Origin of the sequence: Variovorax sp. EBFNA2 (genome assembly GCF_033802765.1) — a bacterium.
Classification (GTDB): Bacteria; Pseudomonadota; Gammaproteobacteria; order Burkholderiales; family Burkholderiaceae_C; genus Variovorax; species Variovorax paradoxus_H.
The window spans coordinates 709,847-731,510 of sequence record NZ_CP138496.1 but is presented as its reverse complement, the minus strand read 5'-3'; the positions used below and the strand labels follow the sequence as shown (position 1 = coordinate 731,510).

General features: G+C 67.5%; 17 protein-coding genes. 13 read left to right on the top strand and 4 right to left on the bottom strand.

Annotated features, from left to right (window positions below):
* Positions 1–264: 264 nt before the first annotated feature.
* On the top strand, positions 265–2,340 hold the full coding sequence (gene priA, locus RZE79_RS03250) for a primosomal protein N' (protein ID WP_319358992.1): 2,076 nt from the start codon (positions 265–267) through the stop codon (positions 2,338–2,340).
* Positions 2,341–2,358: 18 nt separating this feature from the next.
* On the opposite strand, the gene RZE79_RS03245 is transcribed toward priA, so the two are convergent.
* Both RZE79_RS03245 and RZE79_RS03240 read right to left on the bottom strand, forming a co-directional pair.
* Positions 2,359–4,005, bottom strand: a complete 1,647-nt coding sequence (locus RZE79_RS03245) for a S41 family peptidase (protein WP_319358991.1) — start codon at positions 4,003–4,005, stop codon at positions 2,359–2,361.
* A gap of 106 nt (positions 4,006–4,111) precedes the next feature.
* Positions 4,112–4,321 (bottom strand): hypothetical protein, encoded by a 210-nt coding sequence (locus RZE79_RS03240; RefSeq protein WP_319358990.1) that lies wholly within the window; start codon positions 4,319–4,321, stop codon positions 4,112–4,114.
* A 256-nt stretch (positions 4,322–4,577) separates the two neighbouring features.
* On the opposite strand from RZE79_RS03240, the gene RZE79_RS03235 reads away from it, so the two are divergent.
* Positions 4,578–5,255 (top strand): hypothetical protein, encoded by a 678-nt coding sequence (locus RZE79_RS03235; protein ID WP_319358989.1) that lies wholly within the window; start codon positions 4,578–4,580, stop codon positions 5,253–5,255.
* Here RZE79_RS03235 and RZE79_RS03230 read toward each other — a convergent pair whose 3' ends face one another.
* Positions 5,256–6,275 carry an AEC family transporter gene (locus RZE79_RS03230; RefSeq protein ID WP_319358988.1) on the bottom strand — a complete coding sequence of 340 codons (1,020 nt, stop codon included), beginning with the start codon at positions 6,273–6,275 and terminating at the stop codon, positions 5,256–5,258.
* 148 nt (positions 6,276–6,423) lie between these two features.
* Between RZE79_RS03230 and RZE79_RS03225 the strand changes: the two genes are divergently transcribed.
* The 7 genes from RZE79_RS03225 (at position 6,424) to RZE79_RS03195 (ending at position 15,882) form a co-directional block, all read left to right on the top strand.
* Positions 6,424–8,520: a UvrD-helicase domain-containing protein gene (locus tag RZE79_RS03225; protein WP_319358987.1), complete on the top strand. Its 2,097-nt coding sequence runs from the start codon at positions 6,424–6,426 to the stop codon at positions 8,518–8,520.
* Complete coding sequence (locus RZE79_RS03220) at positions 8,517–8,978, top strand: hypothetical protein (RefSeq protein WP_153280804.1); 462 nt, start codon at positions 8,517–8,519, stop codon at positions 8,976–8,978. Before RZE79_RS03225 ends, RZE79_RS03220 begins: the two co-directional genes overlap by 4 nt.
* Positions 8,975–10,156 (top strand): phospholipase A, encoded by a 1,182-nt coding sequence (locus tag RZE79_RS03215; RefSeq protein ID WP_153280805.1) that lies wholly within the window; start codon positions 8,975–8,977, stop codon positions 10,154–10,156. The genes RZE79_RS03220 and RZE79_RS03215 overlap by 4 nt, the downstream gene beginning before the upstream one ends.
* Positions 10,157–10,182: 26 nt before the next feature.
* Positions 10,183–11,028 (top strand): ammonia-dependent NAD(+) synthetase, encoded by an 846-nt coding sequence (nadE, locus tag RZE79_RS03210; RefSeq protein WP_319358986.1) that lies wholly within the window; start codon positions 10,183–10,185, stop codon positions 11,026–11,028.
* 177 nt (positions 11,029–11,205) lie between these two features.
* Positions 11,206–11,931 carry a response regulator transcription factor gene (locus RZE79_RS03205; protein WP_319358985.1) on the top strand — a complete coding sequence of 242 codons (726 nt, stop codon included), beginning with the start codon at positions 11,206–11,208 and terminating at the stop codon, positions 11,929–11,931.
* 25 nt (positions 11,932–11,956) lie between these two features.
* A complete protein-coding gene (locus RZE79_RS03200; RefSeq protein WP_319358984.1) occupies positions 11,957–14,572 on the top strand; it encodes an ATP-binding protein in 2,616 nt (871 codons plus the stop codon).
* Positions 14,573–14,844: 272 nt separating this feature from the next.
* Positions 14,845–15,882: an AraC family transcriptional regulator gene (locus RZE79_RS03195; RefSeq protein WP_319358983.1), complete on the top strand. Its 1,038-nt coding sequence runs from the start codon at positions 14,845–14,847 to the stop codon at positions 15,880–15,882.
* Here the strand turns inward: RZE79_RS03195 and RZE79_RS03190 are convergent.
* Positions 15,873–16,085, bottom strand: a complete 213-nt coding sequence (locus RZE79_RS03190; protein WP_319358982.1) for a hypothetical protein — start codon at positions 16,083–16,085, stop codon at positions 15,873–15,875. The two genes, RZE79_RS03195 and RZE79_RS03190, sit on opposite strands and share 10 nt — an antisense overlap.
* Before the next feature lie 340 nt (positions 16,086–16,425).
* Between RZE79_RS03190 and RZE79_RS03185 the strand changes: the two genes are divergently transcribed.
* The 4 genes from RZE79_RS03185 (at position 16,426) to RZE79_RS03170 (ending at position 21,662) form a co-directional block, all read left to right on the top strand.
* Positions 16,426–16,983 carry a fimbrial protein gene (locus tag RZE79_RS03185; protein WP_319358981.1) on the top strand — a complete coding sequence of 186 codons (558 nt, stop codon included), beginning with the start codon at positions 16,426–16,428 and terminating at the stop codon, positions 16,981–16,983.
* A gap of 214 nt (positions 16,984–17,197) precedes the next feature.
* Positions 17,198–17,989 (top strand): molecular chaperone, encoded by a 792-nt coding sequence (locus RZE79_RS03180; protein ID WP_319358980.1) that lies wholly within the window; start codon positions 17,198–17,200, stop codon positions 17,987–17,989.
* Positions 17,990–18,012: 23 nt separating this feature from the next.
* Positions 18,013–20,670, top strand: a complete 2,658-nt coding sequence (locus tag RZE79_RS03175) for a fimbria/pilus outer membrane usher protein (protein WP_319358979.1) — start codon at positions 18,013–18,015, stop codon at positions 20,668–20,670.
* Entirely contained in the window at positions 20,667–21,662 is a 996-nt protein-coding gene (locus tag RZE79_RS03170) for a fimbrial protein (protein WP_153280813.1), read from the top strand. Before RZE79_RS03175 ends, RZE79_RS03170 begins: the two co-directional genes overlap by 4 nt.
* Positions 21,663–21,664 lie beyond the last annotated feature (2 nt).

Here is a 21,664-nt window from a genome sequence, read left to right as displayed (position 1 = left end):
TTTGCTTTTTTTCCGGGCATTCCAGCGGAAGCCTTGAAAATCAAGGCTTCGGCGACCATCCAGCCGTCTTGTCAACAAAGTTATCCACAGAAACTCTGGATGACCGCCAAAGCGCTGTGAAATCAACAACTTAAGCGGTCTTGCTCCAAAACGCATTAACAAACCTTGCCAAAAAGGACGCCCAGCCCCTCCGCCGAATCGCCGTCCGCAGACGGCGCGCCGCCGGCTCCACACGCTTGTTTCCCCTGGCGGCTCGACATCGCGGTGCAGACGCCCGCGCATGCTGCTTTGGGTGACCTGCTGAGCTACGCCGGCGCCGAGCCGCTGGTGCCGGGCACGCTGGTGCGGGTGCCGCTGGGCAAGCGCGAAGTGCTGGGCGTGGTCTGGAACGAGCCGACCTCGCTGGAAGGCGCCGAGCCCGACATGGCGCTCAAACCCGTCGGCGCCGCGCTCGACGCGCTGGCGCCGCTGGGCGAGGCCTGGCGCGACCTCGTGGCCTTTGCCGGGCGCTACTACCAGCGCTCGATCGGCGAGATCGCACTGGCCGCCCTGCCGCCGCAGCTGCGCGACCTGAGCACGACGCAGCTGGCGCGCCGCCTCAAGCGCAAGACCACGACCGGTCCGGTGGCCGAGACCGCCGAGTCCGCGAACCTGATCGCCCTCTCCGAAGAGCAGGCGGCCGCGCTGGCCCGCATCGAGGCCGAGACCGGCACCTTCCTGCTGGTGGGCAGCACCGGCAGCGGCAAGACCGAGGTCTACCTGCGCTGCGTGGCCGACCTGCTCGCGCGCGACCCCGAGGCGCAGGCGCTGGTGATGGTGCCCGAGATCAACCTCACGCCGCAGCTCGAAGCGCGCTTCAAGGCCCGCTTCGGCGACGAGGCCGTGGTGTCGCTGCACAGCGGCATGACCAACCCGCAGCGGCTCGCGAGCTGGCTGGCGGCGCACGGCGGCGCGGCGCGCATCGTGCTGGGCACACGCATGGCGGTGTTCGCGTCGATTCCGGGGCTCAAGCTCATCGTGGTCGACGAAGAGCACGACCCCAGCTACAAGCAGCAGGAAGGCGCGCGCTACTCGGCACGCGACCTTGCCGTGTGGCGCGGCCAGCGCGAAAAAGCCAAGGTGATCCTCGGCTCGGCCACGCCCTCGCTCGAGAGCTGGCATCAGAGCCGGCCGCCCGAGGGCGACGACCCGGGCGGGCGCTACGTGCGGCTGGCCATGCCTTCGCGCATCGGCGCGGGCGCGCTGCCGGCGGTGCGGCTGGTCGACATGAACCTGCAGCCGCCGAAGACGGTGATCTCGGGCGCGCTGCTCGACGCCATCGGCCAGCGCATCGCGCGCGGCGAGCAGAGCATGATCTTCCTGAACCGGCGCGGCTATGCGCCGGTGCTGGCCTGCGGCGACTGCGGCTGGAAGAGCGAATGCCCGCACTGCAGCGCGTACCGCGTGTTCCACAAGATCGACCGCACGCTGCGCTGCCACCACTGCGGTTTCACCGAGCGCGTGCCGCGCGCCTGCCCGGCCTGCGGCAACCCCGACATCGCGCCCGTGGGCCGCGGCACCGAGCGGCTCGAAGAGCACCTGGCCGAGCTGTTCGCCGCCGTGAAGCACGCCGACGGCAGCGCGGTGCGCATTGCGCGCATCGACGCCGACAGCACCAAGAAACAGGGCGCACTCGAATCGCAGCTCGCGGCCGTGCACGCAGGCGAGGTCGATGTGCTCGTCGGCACACAGATGATCGCCAAGGGCCACGACTTCCGCCGCATCACGCTGGTGGCCGCGGTGAACCCCGACGGCGCGCTGTTCTCCAGCGACTTCCGCGCGCCCGAGCGCTTGTTCAGCCTCTTGATGCAATCGGCCGGCCGCGCAGGCCGCGATGCCGCCTACCTCGCGGCGCAAGGCACCAAGGCCGAGATGTGGATCCAGACGCACCACGCGCCGCACCCGCTGTTCGCGGCGCTGCGCCGGCACGACTACGAAGCCTTCGCCAAGCAGCAGCTCGAAGAGCGCCAGGCCGCCGCCATGCCGCCTTTTGCGTTCCAGGCGCTGCTGCGCGCCGACGCGCGCGAGCAGGCCGTGGCACAGGGCTTTTTGAACCTCGCGGCCGACAAGGCCGAGGCGCTGCCCGGCGCCGACCTCGTCACGCGCTACCCGGCGGTGCCGCTGGCGATCCAGCGCGTGGCGAACGTGGAGCGCGCGCAGATGCTCATCGAAAGCCCGTCACGCGCGGCGCTGCAACGCCTGCTGGCCGCCTGGCAGCCGCTGCTGCACGAGCTGCGGCGCACGCCCGAGGGCAAGGGCGTGATCCGCTGGCTGGTGGACGTGGACCCGCACAGCATCTGAGCGAGGCGCGAAGGCGCCTCAGCGCGAACGCAGGATGCGATTGCGCAGGCCTTCGGGTTTGCGCAGCAAGGGCGCGTCGGGGCCGGAGGCAGCGCTCTTGGCCAGGCGACCGCCGGGCACGGCAGGGCAGACGCCCGTGACCTGGTGCGAGAGCGCGGCGGCCAGGCGCGCCTCCGCCGGATCGCCGAGCGCATGGCCGAAATCGTCGGGGATGGCGCAGGTGGGTGCGAGACCGTCCGGGTAGTCGCCGAACCCCTTGGCGTTCACGCTCTGGAACTGCACGCTGAAGTAGGTGGTGCCGCAGTTGTCCTGGGGATAGAAGCCGTAGGGCTTGCCGCAGGTGGTGCCGCCGATCTGGACCACGTCGATGTCGATGCCGCGCAGGCCGTTGATGAACGCCTCGCTGGCCGAGCAGGTGTCGGGCCCCGTGAGCACGTAGACGCGTCGCAGGTCGAGGCTGGGCAGTGGCTGGGGCGGGTCGATGGGCGCAAGGAAGCCCAGGGTCGTGGCCCAAAACGGCGTGGGCAGGAGCGGCTCGCCAAACACCGGATCGCGTTCGGTGTGCTTGTTGTTGTAACGCAGGGACTCGAAGGCTTTGTCGCGCGTCTTCGCCTCGCCGGCGACCATGAAAGCCAGTTGGCTGGCCATGTCCAGATAGCCGCCGCCGTTGTAGCGCAGGTCGACGACCAACTCGGTGGGCTGCGCTGCGCGCAGTTGCTCGAAGGCTGTCTTCAGTGGCAGCTCCGCCGTTCCGATGTGGTCGTTGAACTGCAGGTAGCCGACCTTGCGGCCCGCGTTCGGGAGGACCTTGACGTTCTGGACAGGCATCGAGGTCACGGCGGCGGCCGTCAGCGCGACCTCGCGCTCGATGCCGCTGACGACGTCGCGAACGGTAAAAAGCGTGCGCGTCCCCGGCGCGGCGGGAGCAAGCCCCGCGTTGAGGATCTCGATGCCTGCGACCGTGTTGTCGTTCACGAAATCGATGCCGTTGATCTTGAGCACCCGATCGCCGCGCCGCAAACCGGCATCCGGCACGGCTGCGGGGGAGCCGGGCTCCACATAGGCCACCAGCAGATCGCGTGGCGGGCGGTCGGCGAAAAACGCCCACTTTGCCCCATAGTCGACGGACGTGCCGCCGTGCAAGAGCCCTTCCCACCGATCGGTGGCGTAGGCGAAATGGAACAGGTCCTTGCGCGCGCCCGAAGGCGTTGCGCGATGGGTCTTGAGCAGGTCGAAATAGTCGGACGTGGCGTACAACGCCGGGTCCAGATCCGGGACTTCGTCGTACCAAAGGTAGGTGTCGTTGGTCCACGCGCGCAGCCAGTTGTTCTCATCGACCGTGCGGCCGGCCTTGTCGGCGAACGGCTTGCCGTCGTAGCCCGTGCCGGTGCGTGGTGCCGCGCAGCGATCCTTGTAGAGACTCGCGGCGCGGAACACGCCTTCGACCCAGGGCGCATTGCGCAAGGCATCGCCGTCGTCGGGCGCATCGGGCGGTGCCGTGGGTGGGGTGGTGGCGACGGGTGGCGTGGTGCCCGTGCCGCTGTTCGGCAGGAAGCCGACGCCAGAACCTCCGTCTCCCCCGCCGCCACAGGCGACGAGCACGGCCATCGGAACGGACAGCAGCAGAAGACGGGCGAAACGAAAACGCAGAGGGAAAAGAGGCACGGCGAAGTTCCTGGAAGGCGGTAAGGCGCCGCCATCCTAGGAAGCTCTGCGTCGTTGCGCATTGGACCAAAGTCCTATGCGCGGCACGAACGCGCCGCGTCGCTCGTCAGTGGTAGCCCGTGGGCTCCTTGCCCATGTCGACGTAGCGCAGCTCGTTGTGCCGTCGCCGCGCAATGCTGTTCGGCCAAGCGAACACGACGAGGCTCAGCGCGGCCAGCGCGAGCGCGGCGCCCGTGCCGAGCGTGCCGACATGCCAGAACCAGCCCACCGCAGCGAGCCAGGCCAACCACATCAGGATGCGAACCAGTATTGCCATCGCGTCCCCCACTTGGACCTCACATTTGCACCATTCACACCTTGGACTCGGAACCACTGTAGCAGCGCAACTGCATACGCAAGCATTCATCTGAAGAGATAACGCACGGTATGCCTTAAGGCATGCCCTGGGAATACCCCGAAATAAACTGCAAAAAGAGTTGACGGTACCCCCCGCCTTGCACAAGCTGTGCCTGTGCGGTTCCATCGCCGGGGCTGCGTGTGTTCGTGCCCGCTCGCTTGATGCAAAGGTCGCCGTGAACTCGTCGTCTCTTCTGGCTGGGGTCGGTGTTGTCGCCGTCTCGCTCGCGTGCCTTGCAGGGTCCGCAGGGGCGGCGGAGCTTGAACTGCAGGGTCGGCGGCTGGTGGTCTCGGGTACGCTCGACGGCAGCAAGGTCAAGGCCTTCACCGAGCATTTGGGCAGCGGCACGGTGCGCACCGTGGTGTTCGAAGATTCGTTCGGCGGCACCGCCGAAGCCGCCGGCGCGTATGCCGACGCGATCCGCGAGAGCGGCGTGCAGACCGAGGTGCGCGGCCACTGCATGGCGGCCTGCGCGTATGCGTTCCTGGCTGGCAAGACGCACCGATTCGCAGACGGTCTGCAGGTCAACGGCATTCTGTTGCCGGTGGCCGCCCGCCCCACCGCAGCCGAGCTGGCGGTGCGCTGGCGCGGCGAGGAAGCCCGCAAGACGCTGGCCGACTTCACGCCCGCCCCGGGCACCGCCGCAGCAGCAGCGCACCCGATCGAAACCACCGCGCCCACACCCAAGGACAACTGGCAGCCCGACCACGGCGTGCTCTTCACGGCCAGCCCGACGCTGTTCGGCCGCATCTACAACACCTACTACTGCGACGGCACGCAGGGCCGCGATTTCTCGAAGTGCGAAAGGCTCTCCGACGCCGACCCGTACAAGCTGGGCGTGCTGACCGAGTGATCAGCGCAGCGCGCCGACCGCCACCGGGAAGGTGAAGAACGCCGCCACCGTCGTCCACAGGATGATGCGGGCGATGCGGCCGTTGTCGGCGCCGAAGCGCTCGGCCAGCATCGACACGTTGCTCGCGCTCGGCAGCGCCGCGACCAGCACGATCACCGCGAGCGCCGACGGTGCCAGCGGCAGCCCGAGCGCGATGGCGCCGCGCCCCAGCGCCCAGACGGCCAGCGGATGCAGCACCAGCTTCACGAGCACCACAGGCAGTACATCGGCCAGCGGGGCCTTCGGCGCGGGCCCGGCGCCGGTGCCCATCGCCGCCGCCACCATGGCGCTGGCGCCGTGCTCGCGCGCCACCAGCGCCGAGCGCGCGAGCACCGCGCCGATGGTGAAGAGCGCCACGGGCGAGGCCGCGTCGGCCAGCATGGCGATCGTGCGCTCGACCGGCCCGGGCAGCTGCCAGCGCATGGCCGACAGCAGCACGCCCAGCAGGATCGACCAGGGCATCGGGTTCACGAGGATGCCGCGCAGCGCCTTGCGCGCGGCCTGCGTGGCGCCCTGGCGGCCTGCGCTGCCGGCACCGTCGAGCCGCGACAGCGCGATGCACAGCGACGAGGTCACGACGAGGTCGAACGCGATGGTGATGATGATCGGCCCGGCCGCCTGCGCGCCCAGCAGCGCCACCAGCAGCGGCACGCCCATGAAGCCGGTGTTCGGAAAGGCCGCCACCAGCGCGCCGAAAGCCGCGTCGTTCCAGCCGATGCGCGCATTGCGCGTGAACAGCACCACGCCCGCCACCACGGCCAGCGCGCAGATGCCCCAGATCAGTGCCACGCTGCCGTCCAGCAGCTGCGCGATGGGCGTGCCGGCGCCGAAGCGCAGCAGCATGCAGGGCAGCGCGAAATACAGCACGAAGGTGTTGAGCCCCGGAATCGCCTCCAGCGGCAGGATGCGGGTGCGGGCGGCGGCATAGCCGGCCGCGATCAGGGCGAAGAAAGGAAAAGTAACAAGGAAAACAGGCAGCACACCGGCATTGTCGTCCTCCTTGGCCGCGCGATGCCCGCTGACACAGGGGGCCGGAGCCGGCCCCGTATCATTGCCCGCTTTGCGACGGTCGCGCCCTGCGGCCTCTCCTGCTTTCCCGTCTTTTCGCTTTCCCGGTTCCCCCTCCCCCATGTCCCACGGTCTCAATCTCGCCCAGCAAGAAGCGGTCAACTACATGCACGGTCCCTGTCTGGTGCTCGCAGGCGCGGGCTCGGGCAAGACGCGCGTGATCACGCACAAGATCGGCCGGTTGATCCAGTCGGGCCTGAAGCCCGAGCGCATCGCGGCCATCACCTTCACGAACAAGGCGGCCGCCGAAATGCGCGAGCGCGCCAAAGACCTGATCGGGCGCGACGCGCGCAAGGTGGTCGTGTGCACCTTCCACGCACTGGGCGTGCGCATGATGCGCGAAGACGGCCACGTGCTGGGCCTGAAGAAGGCCTTCAGCATCCTGGACAGCGACGACGTCACCAAGATATTGAAAGACTGCGGCGGCACCGTCGACGTCGCCACCGCCCGCATCTGGCAGTGGACGATCAGCAAGTGGAAGAACACGGGCCTGAACGCCACGCAGGCCGCGGCCGCCGCGGTGGACGACAACGAGCGCATCACGGCCGAGATCATGGGCCAGTACGAAGAGCGGCTGCAGGCCTACCAGAGCGTGGACTTCGACGACCTCATCGGCATGCCGCTGAAGCTGCTGTACGAGTTCCCCGAGGTGCGCGCCAAGTGGCAGGCGGCGCTGGGCCACATCCTCGTCGACGAATACCAAGACACCAACGCCACGCAGTACGAAGTGCTCAAGGCCTTGGCGGGCGAGCGCGGCCAGTTCACTGCCGTGGGCGACGACGACCAGTCGATCTACGGCTGGCGCGGCGCCACGCTGGACAACCTGAAGAAGCTGCCGGTCGACTACCCGACGCTCAAGGTCATCAAGCTGGAGCAGAACTACCGCTCCACCAGCGCCATTCTTCGCGCGGCCAACAACGTGATCGGCCCCAACCCCAAGCTGTTTCCGAAGACGCTGTTCTCGGAACTCGGTGAAGGCGAGCCGGTGCGCATCGTCGATGCCGACACCGAGCTGCACGAGGCCGAGCGCACGGTAGCGCGCATCATCAGCCTGCGCGCGGGCGATGTGGTTTCGCAGGGCAAGCAGTACAAGGAGTTCCGCGACTTCGCGATCCTGTACCGCGCCAACCACCAGGCCCGCATCTTCGAGCAGGCACTGCGCAAGGCGCAGATTCCCTACAAGGTGTCGGGCGGCCAGAGCTTCTTCGACCGCGCCGAAATCAAGGATCTGTGCGGCTGGTTTCGCCTGTGGGTGAACAACGACGACGACCCGGCGTTCCTGCGCGCCATCACCACGCCCAAGCGCGGCATCGGCCACACGACGCTGGCCAGCCTGGGCAGCTTCGCGAGCCAGTACAAGCTGAGCCTGTTCGCGGCGCTGTTCAGCCCGTCGCTGCCGAGCGTGATTCCCAAGCGCACGCTCGACGGCGTGCACGAGTTCGGCCGCTACATCAACGACCTCGAATACCGCGCGCGCCGCACCATGGGCGCCGAAGCCTCGCGGGCCTTCATGCTCGAGTGGCTCAAGGAGATCGACTACGAGCGCCATCTCTACGAAGGCGAAGACAGCGAGGCCGCAGCCGCCACGCGCTGGACCAACGTGCTGGAGTTCGTCGACTGGATGTCGCAACGCGCCGGCGGTTCGCTCGACGACGCCTCGGGCGCCGACGACACCAACCCGAACGAGCACAAGAGCCTGCTCGAGGTGGCGCAGACCATCTCGCTGCTGTCGACCATCAGCGAGCGCGAACAAGACCAGAACGTGGTCACACTCTCGACGCTGCATGCGTCCAAGGGCCTCGAATGGCCGCATGTGATGCTCATCGGCGTGACCGAGGGCCTGCTGCCTTTCAAGCTCGACGACGACAACGGCCGGCAGAAGGTGGTGAGCGACGAAACCACGCAGCGCCTGCAGGAAGAGCGCCGCCTCATGTACGTGGGCATCACCCGCGCGCAGCGCAGCCTGGCCGTGAGCTGGACCAAGAAGCGCAAGCAGGGCCGCGACATGGTGCCCTGCATGCCGAGCCGCTTCATTGCCGAGATGGGCCTGGACAAGGCCACGACCAAGGAAGACCCGCGCGAGAAACTGAAGGCGCTGCGCGCCGAGTTCGCACGCAAGGCGCTGGACAGCGCGGCCAAGGCCGCCGCCACGCCATGAGGATGACGGCGACGGTGGCGATCGCGTTGCTCACCGCGGTTCTCGCGGCCGGATGCGCGGCCCCGCGCCACGACCCCAACTGCCCCGCCGACGCACGCGAGCTGCCGCTGCAGGCGCTGTACGGCCAGTGGGAAGCCCGCTTCGACGACCTGCCCGGCGCGGCCGTCGTGCAGCTGGGCAAGCACCCCGAATACGCCGGCGTGCGCGGCACCATCACGCGCCGCGCCGATGCCTCGACGAAGTCCACCGTCGCGCAGCTCGCGGGCGATGTCGACGACGAGGGCGCGCTGTCCATCGACGAATCGCTGGACGGCCGCGCCATCAGCGGCGTCTGGTCGGGCACGCTGCAACCGGGCGCCTGCGGCCGCGAGTTCCGCGGCACGTGGCGCGATGCCGCGACCGAGCGCACGCACCCGTTCGTGCTGCGCAAGACCGTCGCACAGGAAGGAAAGCCATGAAGACCACACGACGACACCCTGCCTCCTTGTTCAATCTGCGCACCGTCGCCGCCGTGGCCGCGTGCCTCGGCGCCGCATCTGCCGCGCAAGCACAGGCCGTCGAGAAGCCGGCCAGTCCGCTGGCCGACGCGCAGCTCACCTGGCAGCAGTGCGCCGCGCTCGGCGCGAACAACGAAGCGCGCCTGGCTTGCTACGACCGCTGGTCGCAACAGCAGACACTGCCCTCGGTGTCGGTGCCCGTCGCGCCGCCCGTGCTCGCGAGCACGCAGCCGCCGGTGGACGGCACGATCCCGGCCACGCGCGTGGTGTCGGTCGCCACCACCGAAGGTTGCCGCGACCGCCAGTACTCGTCGCTGTCGCGCTTCTGGGAACTCGAGAACGCCACCGACTGCGGCACCTTCGGCTTCCGCGGCTACCGTCCGCTCACGGTGTCGGCCTCGGCCGCCACCGACAAGCCCCAGCCGCCGACCTCACCGTCGGCCGGCCACACGGCCGAGCCCGTGGCCTACCAGGCGAACGAGATGCGCATCGGCCTGTCGGTGCGCACCAAGCTCGCGCAGGGCATGCTCACGCAGAACGACCCGGTCAAGAAAGACTCGCTGTGGTTCGCCTACTCGCAGCTGTCGACGTGGCAGCTGTTCAACGGCGACATCTCGCGGCCGTTTCGCACCACCGACCACGAGCCCGAGCTGATGTATGTCTACCCGACCGACTTCAAGCTGCCCGGCGGCTGGCGCTGGCGCTACACGGGCGTGGGCATCGTGCACCAGTCGAACGGCCAGAGCCTGCCGCTGTCGCGCAGCTGGAACCGCGTGTACCTGATGGGCGGCGCCGAGCTCGACGACCGCTTCACGATCACGGGCCGCGTCTGGCAGCGCATGTCGGAAAGCGCCGCGAAAGACGACAACCCCGACATCTCCGAGTACATCGGCCGCGCCGAAGTCACGGGCCGCTGGAACCTCAACCGCGACAACCAGCTGGGCATCACGGTGCGCAACAACCTGCGCGACAGCGGCCGCGGCTCGGTGCGCCTCGAATGGCTGAAGGCCATCGGCGATCCGACCAAGAGCAACCTGCGTTTCCACACGCAGCTGTTCCACGGCTACGGCGACACGCTGGTGGACTACAACCGCAAGCGCACCGTGCTGAGCATCGGCCTCAGCCTGGTGGACTTCTGATCTTCCTCACATCCAGGGCCCTTCAGATGACTGCAGACCTTTCTCCCGTCGATGCCACGCAACGCGAGATCATCGCGGCCCTGCACGTGGCGCCCCTCTTCGATGCCGCCGCCGAACTCGCGCGGCGCACCGACTTTCTCGCGGACTACCTGCGCAGCACCGGCCTGAAGGCGCTGGTGCTGGGCATCAGCGGCGGCGTCGATTCGCTGACCGCCGGCTGCCTCGCGCAACGCGCGGTCGAGAAGCTGCGCGCCGAGGGCCGCGACGCCACCTTCATCGCGATGCGCCTGCCCTACGGCGTGCAGCGCGACGAGGCCGAGGCGCAGGCCGGCCTGGCGGTGATCCGCCCCGACCGCCTGCTGACGGTGGACATCCGCCCCGCCGCCGATGCGATGCTGGCCGCGCTGCGCGCCGGCGACCTGGTCTTTCGCGACGCAGCGCACGAAGACTTCGTGCTCGGCAACATCAAGGCGCGCCAGCGCATGATTGCGCAGTTCGCAGTGGCCGGCGCGCAGGACGGCCTCGTGATCGGCACCGACCACGCGGCCGAAGCGCTCATGGGTTTCTTTACCAAGTTCGGTGACGGCGCGGCCGACGTGACGCCGCTCACCGGCCTCAACAAACGCCGCGTGCGCGCCCTGGCGGCGCTGCTCGGCGCGCCCGATGCGCTGGTCTACAAGGTGCCCACCGCCGACCTCGAATCGCTGGTGCCGGGCAAGCCCGACGAAGATGCCTTCGGCGTGAGCTACGAGCAGATCGACGACTTCCTCGAAGGCAAGCCGGTGTCGGCCGCGGCGCGCGCGGTGATCCTGTCGACACACCGCAAGAGCGCCCACAAGCGGGCGCTGCCGGTCGAGCCGCCAACGCCCTGACAGCGGCGGGAGGGGGCGCCGCCGATGCAAGTGTGAATCGGCGATGGGATTAAGTCTCAGAACGACGTCAACAAACGTTGCGTGTCACCCTTTAGTATCAATTGGTGCGGATACGTCTGTAAAAATTCTGAATGGCTGGCACAACGCCCAGCCCTTTGGAATTCCATGCTTGATGTAGTGAAACCCGAAATCCTCGTGGTCGACGACGACCCCGAGGTCTGCGAAACGCTGGTCGACCTGCTCGAGTCATCGGGCTTCCGGGCACAGGCGGTGCCGGACGGCCTGGCCATGGCGGCGCGCCTCGACCAGCGCGCGTTCTCGCTCGTGATCATCGACCTGCGCCTGAAGAAGGAAGACGGCATCGAGCTCGCGCGCCAGCTGCGCACGCATTCGCGCATTCCGATCATCATCCTCACGGGCCAGGGCACGGCAGCCGATCGCGTGCTGGGCTTGGAAACCGCGGTCGACGACTTCGTCGCCAAGCCCTTCGACAACCGCGAACTCATCGCGCGCATCCGCGCCCTGCTGCGCCGCTCGGCCGGCACCGGCATGCCGCGCTCGCTGCGCGCCGACCGGCTGAGCCACGAGCGCTACCTGTTCGGCGACTGGACCCTCAACATCACCGCCCGCGAGCTGCTGCGCAGCGACGGCTCGCCCTGCGACCTGACCCACGGCGAGTTCGCCTTGCTCGAGGTCTTCGTGCTGCATGCGAACCGGGTCATCGACCGCGAGCAGTTGCTGCTCAAGACGCGCAGCGCCCAGTCGGATGCCGTGAGCCGCACGATCGACGTGCTGGTGTCGCGGTTGCGCCGCAAGATCGAGGACGACCCGGACAACCCGCGCTTCATCTGCACGGAGCGCGGCGCGGGCTACCGCTTTGCAGCGAACGTGGTTCGCTGCTGAGGCGGCCACCGCCAGGCACTGACCCATGAGCGCTCGCTTCTTCTCCTCTCTGGCGCCCCAGGGCTTGCGATCGCGCAGCCTGCGCGATCGCTGGATCCTGACCTTCGGCGTCCTGGCCATCACCACGCTGGTTCTGGCCGCAGTGGCCATGGTGGCGCTGTTCAACGCCAAGGCCGCGATCCAGGGCTTCGACGAGCGCATCCTGCCGTCCGTGGTGAAGTCGCTCGCGCTGTCGGAACGGGTCACGCACCTTGCGGCGGCGGCGCCCTACGTGGCGGAAATGTCGATCTCGGCGCGGCTCAACCAGGAGAAGGCCGAGTTGCTGAAACGCCAGGACGAAGCGCGGGCGCTTGCGGCGCAGTTGCCAGCGGCCAGCGGAGCGGCCACCGGCATCCCGAAGGTGCTGAGTTCGATGCAGGTGGTGCTGGACGACCTGATCGAATTCAAGCGGCGGGACCTCGCGCTGCGCGAAGAAGGCCGCGGACGCATTCATGCGCTGAGCCAGCTGGAACACCACATCGCCGACATGCCCGAGCGTCCCAGGTACGCGGCCGGCCATTCGCTGCTGCTGCTGCGCGTCGCCTTGTACGCCCACAACACGCTCGACCTGGATGAAGCCGAGCGGGTGTACCTGGCCGACGCCCGTTCGGGCAACGCCTTGCGCGTCGATCCGGCGGTTCGCGCGCAGATCGCCGAACTCGCCGACAGCATCTTCGCGCTGCGCAGGCAGCACCTTGCCTTGCGCGACCGCAAGACCCTGCTGCTCACTTCAACGCGCATGCTGTCGGACGAACTCACGCGCTCGGTCGATCGCCACGTGGCAATGCTCAGCGCCGAGGTGTCGTCGCGCGAGCACTCGGTGAGCCTGATCGTCCGTTCGGGGCTCATTGCCGTCACCTTCGCGCTGCTGGTGGCCGCCGCCGCGCTGCTGCTCGGGTTCTGGAACCTGCGGGATTCGCTGCGCGACCTGACCCGTGTCACCTCTGCCATCACGGAGCTGTCGCACGGCAATGCGAGCGCACAGCCCGATGTGTCGAAGCGCGACGACGAGGTCGGCGCGCTCATCGGTGCGTTCAACGTGTTCCGCGAAAACACGCTGTCGATGCGCCGGATGGGCGCCGACATCTCCGAACAGCGGCGGCTGCTGCGCACGGTGCTCGACAGCATCGACGACGGCCTGGGAGCCTTCGACGCCGAAGGCCGGCTCGTGGCCTGGAACCCGCGATTCGCCACGCTGCTGCACCTTCCCTCGCAGGCGGTGCATACGGGCGCAACGCTCGACGCGTTGCGCAGCGCGCTGCCGCCCCTGGCCGACGGCCGCCCCGCCGTCGACCTGCTGGGGCCGCCCGATGCGCAGCGGCGGCGCGAAGACCACCTGCTCGACAACGGCCAGGTCCTGGCCGTGCGCAACCATTCCATGCCGGCCGGCGGCTTCGTCACGCTGTACAGCGACCAGAGCGAGAGCCGCGCCCTCGAACGGCAGGTGCGGCAGACGCAGAAGATGGAAGTGCTGGGCCAGCTCACGGGCGGCGTGGCGCACGACTTCAACAACCTGCTCGCGGCGGTCTTCAGCAACCTGCAGCTGCTGCAAGCGCGCGACGACCTGTCGCCTGACATGCGCCGCATCGTGGACCGCGCGTTCCGCGCCTCGGAGCGCGGTGCCGTGCTCACGACGCGCCTGCTGGCTTTTGCCCGCCGGCAGACGCTGCGCGTCGAGGTACTCGATGTCGACCAGATGCTTGCAGGGCTCCAGGACCTCGTCGCCTACTCGCTGGGGCAGGACATCCGCGTCGAACTCGATCTGCAGGCCGACGGGGCCTGTGTGCTGGTCGACGGCGGGCAGCTCGAGAATGCGATCCTCAACCTCGCACTGAACGGCGGTGCCGCCATGCCGCGGGGCGGTGTGCTCACCCTGCACAGCGCACTGCGCTCTGCCGTGCAAGGCGTGGCAGTCAACGCCCCCGGGAGCGCGACGGTCGAAATCCGCATCAGCGACACGGGCAGCGGCATGCCGCCCCATGTGCTGGAGCGCATCTTCGAGCCGTTCTTCTCGACCAAGCGGAACGAGGGCAGCGGACTCGGCCTGAGCATCGTGTACGGTTTCGTCAAGCAGTCCGGCGGCGACATCCGCGTGCAGAGCGTGGTCGGCCAGGGCACGACCTTCACGCTGGCCCTGCCCGAAGCCCCGCCGAATTCCGCGCCGGCGTGCGCACCGCCGCCGCCCGCGTTGTCGCTCGCGCAGATGTGCGTGCTGCTGGTGGACGACGACGCCGATGTGCGCGACGCCACCTTCGAATTCCTGAAGGAGCGCGGTGCGCGGGTGCAGGCGGTGGCGTCCTCGACGGACGCGTCTGCGGCGCTCCAGGCCCAGGCCTTCGACCTGGTGCTGTCCGACGTCAGCCTGGGGCCCGGCGGCGACGGCCTGCAGCTGATGCGCGACGTGCAACGCCTCCATCCCCACGTCCCCGTGGTGCTGATCTCGGGCCTCCCCTCCGATCTCCTCGCGCGCCGCCACGGCGTGCCGCCGAACACGCGCATCCTGCGCAAGCCGTTCCTCAACGGCGAACTGATGCAGGCCATTGCGCAGGCGCTGGCGCAGCACCGCGCCGACGCGTCGTCTCCCGCCGCACTCTCCGCCTGAGCCGCTGCCAGAGCCGTTCGAGCCGCCGCCTGCCGCGACGGCGGTCGGCGCGCGCGCGCCGACAGTTGTTTGCATTGCGAGTGTTTCGTCATCTCTTTTGATTGTTTACTTTTTATTTACGAAGCTCCGCCCCAATAGCGTCTTGAAGGTCACCTGCTCGCCCCCCGCGATGCCGAGGGCCCGCTGCCCATCCCAAGACATGCGAAGGAGGAGCGTCCGATGCCAGGACTCGAGACAACAACCGCACCGCGCGCTGCCGCGCCGCGTTCGCCATGAGGACCGCCATGCCGCAAGGCGTGCGCCGCAATCCCGCGCCGGAAGTCGAGCACAGTTTCGTGCGTTCACTGCAGAGCGGCCCCGCGCCCTCGGGCCCGCGCGGCTTTCTGCATTGCCTGCAGCACGGCAGCCCGTCGCCGCTGGAACGCTGGCACTGCCACGACGAATACGAACTGCACCTGATCGCGGACACCCGGGGCTGGGCCTTCGTCGGAGACCATGTCGGGCGCTTCGAGCCCGGGCACCTCGTGCTCACCGGTCCGCGGCTGCCGCACAACTGGGTTTCGCACAACCTCCCCTCCGAGGGTGTCGAACTGCGCAGCCAGGCCCTTCAATTTGCAGACGCGCCGCTGCGCAAGGGCATGGAGGTGTTCAACGAACTCCAGGAAGCCGCCCCGCTGCTGGAGAAGGCACGCTACGGCGTCGAGTTCCTCGGCATCAGCGACAGCGTGCGAGAGCACTTCGACCGCATGCAGACCTGCGAGGGGCCGGAGCGGTTCGCCGAGTTCCTTCGGCTGCTGAGCCGGCTCGTGCGGTGCAAGAGCCAGCGCGTGCTCTCTTCAGGCTGGCTGCCGGTCAGGGGCCGTGCGGAAACGGTCGATGCCATCGCCAGGGCCGTCGCCTACATCCGCCTGCACCTGGACCAACCGCTGTCGGCGCCGAGTGTTTGCGACCACGCGGGCATCAGCCAGGGCAGCTTCTCGCGCCTGTTCGGTCAATGCACCAAGGTCTCGTTCACCGATTTCGCGAACCGGCTGCGCGTCGGCAAGGCCTGCCAGTTGCTCATGGAAAGCGACCAGCAGATCTCGAGCATCTGCTACGCCGCGGGGTTCAACAACATCGCCAACTTCAACCGGCGCTTCCTGAAGATCAAGGGCATGACGCCCAAGGAATTCCGCCTGCAAGTGGCCATGCGCCACAGCCAGAGCCAGACGCTGCCGATCTCACGCTTCGACATGGAGAACGTCGGCGTGGACGCAATGGCGGCAGCCGGCGCCTTCCGCGAAGGCGCTGCCCTGTACCGTCAGTCGTAGGCGACGGTCACCAGCGCGGCCGACGCGCCTCCGGTCGCAGGTGCCGCGGACGCCAGCAGCGTCAACGTGCCGCCGTGCTGGCCGATCGCATGCCATTGCGTGGCATCGATGGCTTGCGCCCGCCCCTGGCCGTCCATGAAGCGTGCGGACACCGCCTGCGTGGGGGCCGCGTCAACCGTCACCCGCGCGCTGGGGCGATCCACAGCCTCACGGGAAAGGACCAACTCGGCCTGCCACCCGCGCATCCAAACCTCCAATTAACAATTGCAATTCAAATTCATTGCCTTGCCCTAGTGGAAAAAAAGCCTCAACGAACAAGAAGCAATCAATTTCATACGTTTTCTTTCTGCGATATACGAAATATGCGCAAACGCGTATCACCCATGAAATATGTCACCATTTATTCACAAGAAAAAGCGACCAACAACAACCAGAGTTAATTACTGCAAATTCTTTATTTCACCCCTGACATTTAAGAAATAGACTCCGCCCGCCCTACAAAAGGCAATGCGTTATTCATTCTTAAAGATTCAGGGAAATCAGATGCAAAAGGGTAGTTTCTTCAAGGCAGCGGCAGTCGCGGCCACCATGGTTCTCTCGCAAGGCGCTCTGGCCGCCGATGGCACCGTCAACTTCACCGGTGAAATCGTCGACACGCTGTGCTCGATCGCACCGGGCAGCCAGAACCTGACCGTGGCGCTGGGCAAGGTCTCGCGCACCGTGTTCGACGGTGCCACCGCCGGCACCGCAGTCGCTGGCAAGAAGTCCACACCGGCCAAGTTCAGTATCGACCTGCTGGGTTGCGGCGCCACCGCCAAAGGCGCGACCGTGACCTTCACCGGCACCGCCGACCTCGACGACGCAAGCAATCTGCGTTTGGCCAACGCCGGGCAAGTCGGCGTCGGCGCCGCGAGCGGCGTGGCGATCGAGCTCGGCGACTCCGCCGGCACGAAGATCCCGCTCGGCTCGCCGTCGGCTGTCTACACGTTGGGCCAGGGTGACAACGCACTCAAGTTCCAGGCAGCGTATGTGGCAACCCGCTCGGCCGTGACGGTCGGTCCGGCCAACTCGGTCGCGCAGTTCACCATCGCCTACAAGTAATCGCCGCAGGCGCGGCCTTCGCCGCCGGCCGAAATCATTCGCTTCGGCCGACGCGGCGCCTCACCCAGGCACCACCACTTGCGCAACGCGCCGTGGTGGGCGTCACCCCCACTTTCTTTCGCCCACGCCTCGACTGCACTTGACCGTGCGCCGGCGCGACGGGATGCGCGCGTTTTGCGCACCTGAGACCTGAATGCGCCAAGGAATTTCGTCTATGTGCAGCAAGACCTGCCTCCGGGGGTCCTTTGCCCTCCTGCTGACGTTCGGCCTCCAATGGCCGGCCAGTGCGGGCATCACGCTCAGCGGCACGCGCGTGATCCTGGGCGAGAAGGACCGCGAAGCCTCCATTCCGGTGAAGAACACCAGCACCTCGCCCTACGTGGTCCAGACCTGGATCGACGCGGGCGAAGGCCACAACAAGACCCCGCTGCTCGTCACACCGCCGCTGTCGCGACTCGATCCGGGCATGGAGAACATCCTGCGCATCATGCGCGTGGCCGGCGAGTTGCCGGCCGATCGCGAGTCGGTGTTCTGGCTCAACGTGAAGGAGATTCCCGAGCGGTCGAAGGACGAGAACGTCCTTCAGATCGCGGTTCGCAGCCGCATCAAGCTGTTCTACCGGCCGGCGCGGCTTCCGGGCAAGCCCGAGGAAGCGCGCACGCAGTTGCGGTGGGTCGTCAGCCCCGCGTCGCAGGGCCAGGGCGCGGTGCTCCGGGTCGCCAATCCGTCGGCGTACCACGTCACGTTCACGGCGCTGAACATCAACGATGGCCAGCAGAAGATCAATGCCGACATGGTGCCGCCGCTCGGCGAAGTCAGCTATCCGTTGAACGCAGTGAAGGCGCCTGAAGCGATCCGGGTGAATTTCACCACGCTCAACGACTACGGTGGCGAAACACCTGAAGAGCAGGTCCAGGTGCCTTCGGGCACCGCACCCGTCGCCGTGAAGGCCGAGTTGCTGCCGCCGGCCGCACCGTCCGAGTCATCTGCCGACCACAAGCGCTGAGCCCGCACCGAGGACGACCCGCCATGCCTCGCTCTTGCGTCTTTCGCTTGCCAACACGATCGGCGCTCCATGCCGCGGTGCTGGGCACGCTCGGTGTGCTGAGCGTGCCTGCGCTCGCGCAGCAACAAACGCCATCGGACCGCGTCGACTTCAATGCGGAATTTCTCAGCATCGGCGGCAACCAGCCGCACGCCGATCTTTCGTTGTTTTCCACCGGCAACCGCGTGTTCGCCGGGACATACCTGGTCGACGTCTCGCTCAACGAGCGCAGCACCGGTCAGACCGACATCCGCTTCGCCGCGGTCGAAGGCAAGCTCGACGCCAGCCCTTGCCTCACGCGCGGCATGCTCGGCGCCTGGGGCGTCAACGTGCGGGTGTTTCCCAGCCTGGCGACCCTTGCGGACGATGCCTGCGTCGACCTGGTCTCGACCATTCCCGAGTCTGCCGCCACCTACGACGGCAGCAAGCAGCGTTTGACGCTCAGCATTCCCCAAGCGGCCTTGAAGCGGTCGGCGCGCGGGGCCGTCGGCCCGGAGAAATGGGACAAGGGCATCACCGCCGCGATGCTCGACTACCAGCTGAACTTCGCACGCTACAGCGGCAGCAGCACGCGCAATGCCACGCAGTTTCCGGCACCGCAACAGAACATCTTCGACGGCAACCCGTTCGTCGACAACACGCGCAAGCCGCAACGCAACACGCTCTTCGTCGGCCTGCGCGCGGGCTTCAACATCGGCGACTGGCGCCTGCGCCATTTCTCGACCTACAACCGCGGCCTCGACGGCCGCAGCCGCTGGCAGGGCGTCAGCACGTATGCGCAGCGCGACCTGGCGTCAATGAACGCCTACCTGCGCATCGGCGACGGCAACACGCCCGGCAATTTCTTCGACAGCCTGCCGTTCCGCGGCGTCCAGCTGGTCTCCGACGACGCGATGCTGCCCGACAGCCAGCAGGGCTACGCGCCCACCATTCGAGGCGTCGCCCAGACCAACGCGCGGGTAACGGTGAGGCAGAACGGCTACATCATCCACAGCACCTACGTCGCGCCTGGCCCGTTCGTGATCGACGATCTCTATCCCACCTCGTCGAGCGGCGACCTGGAGGTGAGCATTGCCGAGGCCGACGGCCGGCAGATGCGCTACACGCAGGCCTTCTCGGCCGTGCCCACGCTGCTGCGCGACGGCACCTGGCGCTTCTCGGCTGCTGTCGGCAAGTACCGCCTCGGAGAAGGCGCGGAAACATCGCCGACCGAGCCTTCGATGACGCGGCCTGCCTTCGTGCAAGCCACGCTGGCACGCGGGCTGGGCAACGAGCTCTCACTGTACGGCGGCCTGATGGCAGCCAACATGTACCAGTCGCTGCTCGTGGGCGCCGGCAAGAACCTGCGCAATTTCGGTGCCGTCTCGGTCGACCTGGCCCACGCATGGACCACCGATCGCACCCCCTTGAACGGCACGTCGGTCTACAGCGGGCAGTCGCTGCGCTTCCTGTATTCGAAATCGTTCCTGGACACCGGCACGAGCTTTCGCGTGGCGGGCTACCGCTATTCGACGAGCGGCTACCGCACCTTCCAAGAAGCGGTGCAGATGCAGGACCTGCCGCCGATGGAGTCGTTCCACAGCCGGCGCAACGAGCTGCGCTTCGAGTTGTCGCAACAGCTCGGAGACCGGGGCTCGGTGTACGCCTCGGCACGCCAGCAGAGCTACTGGGGCACCTCGGCCCAGGACCGGCTGGTGCAGATCGGCTACTCGGGCAACCACAAGCAGCTCGGCTACAGCATCTTCTACAACCACAGCACCGGCCTGAACCGCGCGCCGAACCGGCAGATCATGGTCACGCTGAGCATCCCCCTGGGCGACACGCGCGCCCATGCGCAGTACGCCGCCACGCGGAGCAACGGCGGCCGGGTCGTGCAGCAGGCGAGCGTCTACGGTGCGGCGTTCGACGACAGCCGCCTGACCTACAACCTGACTGCTGCGCATGCCAACCAGGACGGCGACGGCAACACGAGTGCCAGCGCCAGCTACCTCTCGCCGGTGGGCCGCTTCGATCTCGGCCATTCGCGTGGTCCCGGCTACGGCCAGACCACGGTCGGCGTGGCCGGTGGATTGCTGGCACATGCCGAGGGCGTGACGCTGTCGCAACCCTTGGGTGAAACCGTGGCACTGGTGCAAGCGCCCAAGGCGCAAGGTGTAGGCCTCGAATCGCGATCAGGCGTGCGCACCGACTGGGCGGGCAATGCGGTCATTCCCAACCTGAGTCCGTACCGGCTCAACCGCGTCGCTCTTCGCACCGGCGATCTGGGCGACACCGTGGAAGTCAAGAACGCAGCGATGGACGTGGTGCCCACACGAGGCGCCGTGGTGGCGGCACGGTTCGAAACCTCGGTGGGCTACCGGCTGTTGATCACGCTGACCAATGGCAAGGGGCGCGCACTGCCACTGGGTGCACGCATCGAGAACGAGAGCGGGCAGGAAGTTGGCGTCGTGGGGCCGGACGGCCAGGCCTTCGTCACGGGGGCGGCCGACAGCGGGCGGCTCACCGTGCGCTGGGGCCAGGAGACAGCGGACCAATGCGAAGCACCGTATGACCTGCCCGTCGAGAGCAGTCCCCCACCCATTCGTGAACTGGCCGCGCAATGCCAGGCGACAGACAGCGCCCCACCTAAGGAAGCGAAATGAGCAAGCGCACTGCACTGGGCATCTGGATGATCGCCTCGACCCTGGGGCTGCTGCTCGGCACCTCGCCGGCTCGGGCCGCCTGCTACATGACCAAGGGCTACGTGGAAAAAGTCGTCAACATGGCCATCGGCCGCGTCGTCATTCCCCACGATGCCGCCGTAGGCACGGTGTTCAAGCAGCAGCTCTTTCCGTTGTCGCTCTCCGGCGCGACCAACAAGCCATGGACCTGCACGAACGGAGGCGTCGTGAAAGGCGTGATGCTGCAGGGCACCCCCGTGTCGGGCTACGACCATGTGTACACCACCGCCGTTCCCGGCGTGGGTATCCGCTTGTCTCGCTATTTCGACAACACCGCAGTCAACTACTACCCGCACGAACGCTCGACCACCACCGACTTCACCGAATTCACTGCAGCGTCGCGCTTTCAGGTGGAGCTGTTCAAGACGGCGCCCGTCACCGGCAACGGCCCGCTCGCGCAGGGCACCTACACGCAGTACTACAGCGTGGCCGACACGCGGTCGGTTCTTACGACCAACTTGCTGGGCGAAGGCATCACCATCATCACGCCGTCGTGCTCGGTCGACGTCGGCTCGCGCAACATCATGGTGCAGTTCGGCAAGGTGCCCAAGGACGGCTTCAAGGGTCGCGGCAGCACCACCGCCGAGCGCAAGTTCAGCATCAAGCTCAACTGCAAGGCGGGGCAGAACGCGCAGAACACGGTGTACCTGCGCATGGATGCGACACAGGATCCGTCCAATGCACAAGGCGTGTTGCAACCTGCGCGCGGCGTGCCGAACCTGGCGACGGGCGTGGGCATCCAGGTGATCGACGAGAAGAGCGTGCCTGTGAAGTTCGGAGAAGAAGCGCTGGTCGGCGTCTCGAGAAACGGCGACTACGTGCTGAACTACACGGCCCGCTACTTCCAGACCGGCAACCAGGTGACACCTGGCCGGGCAGACGGCACCGCGACATTCAACATCGAATACAAGTAGCG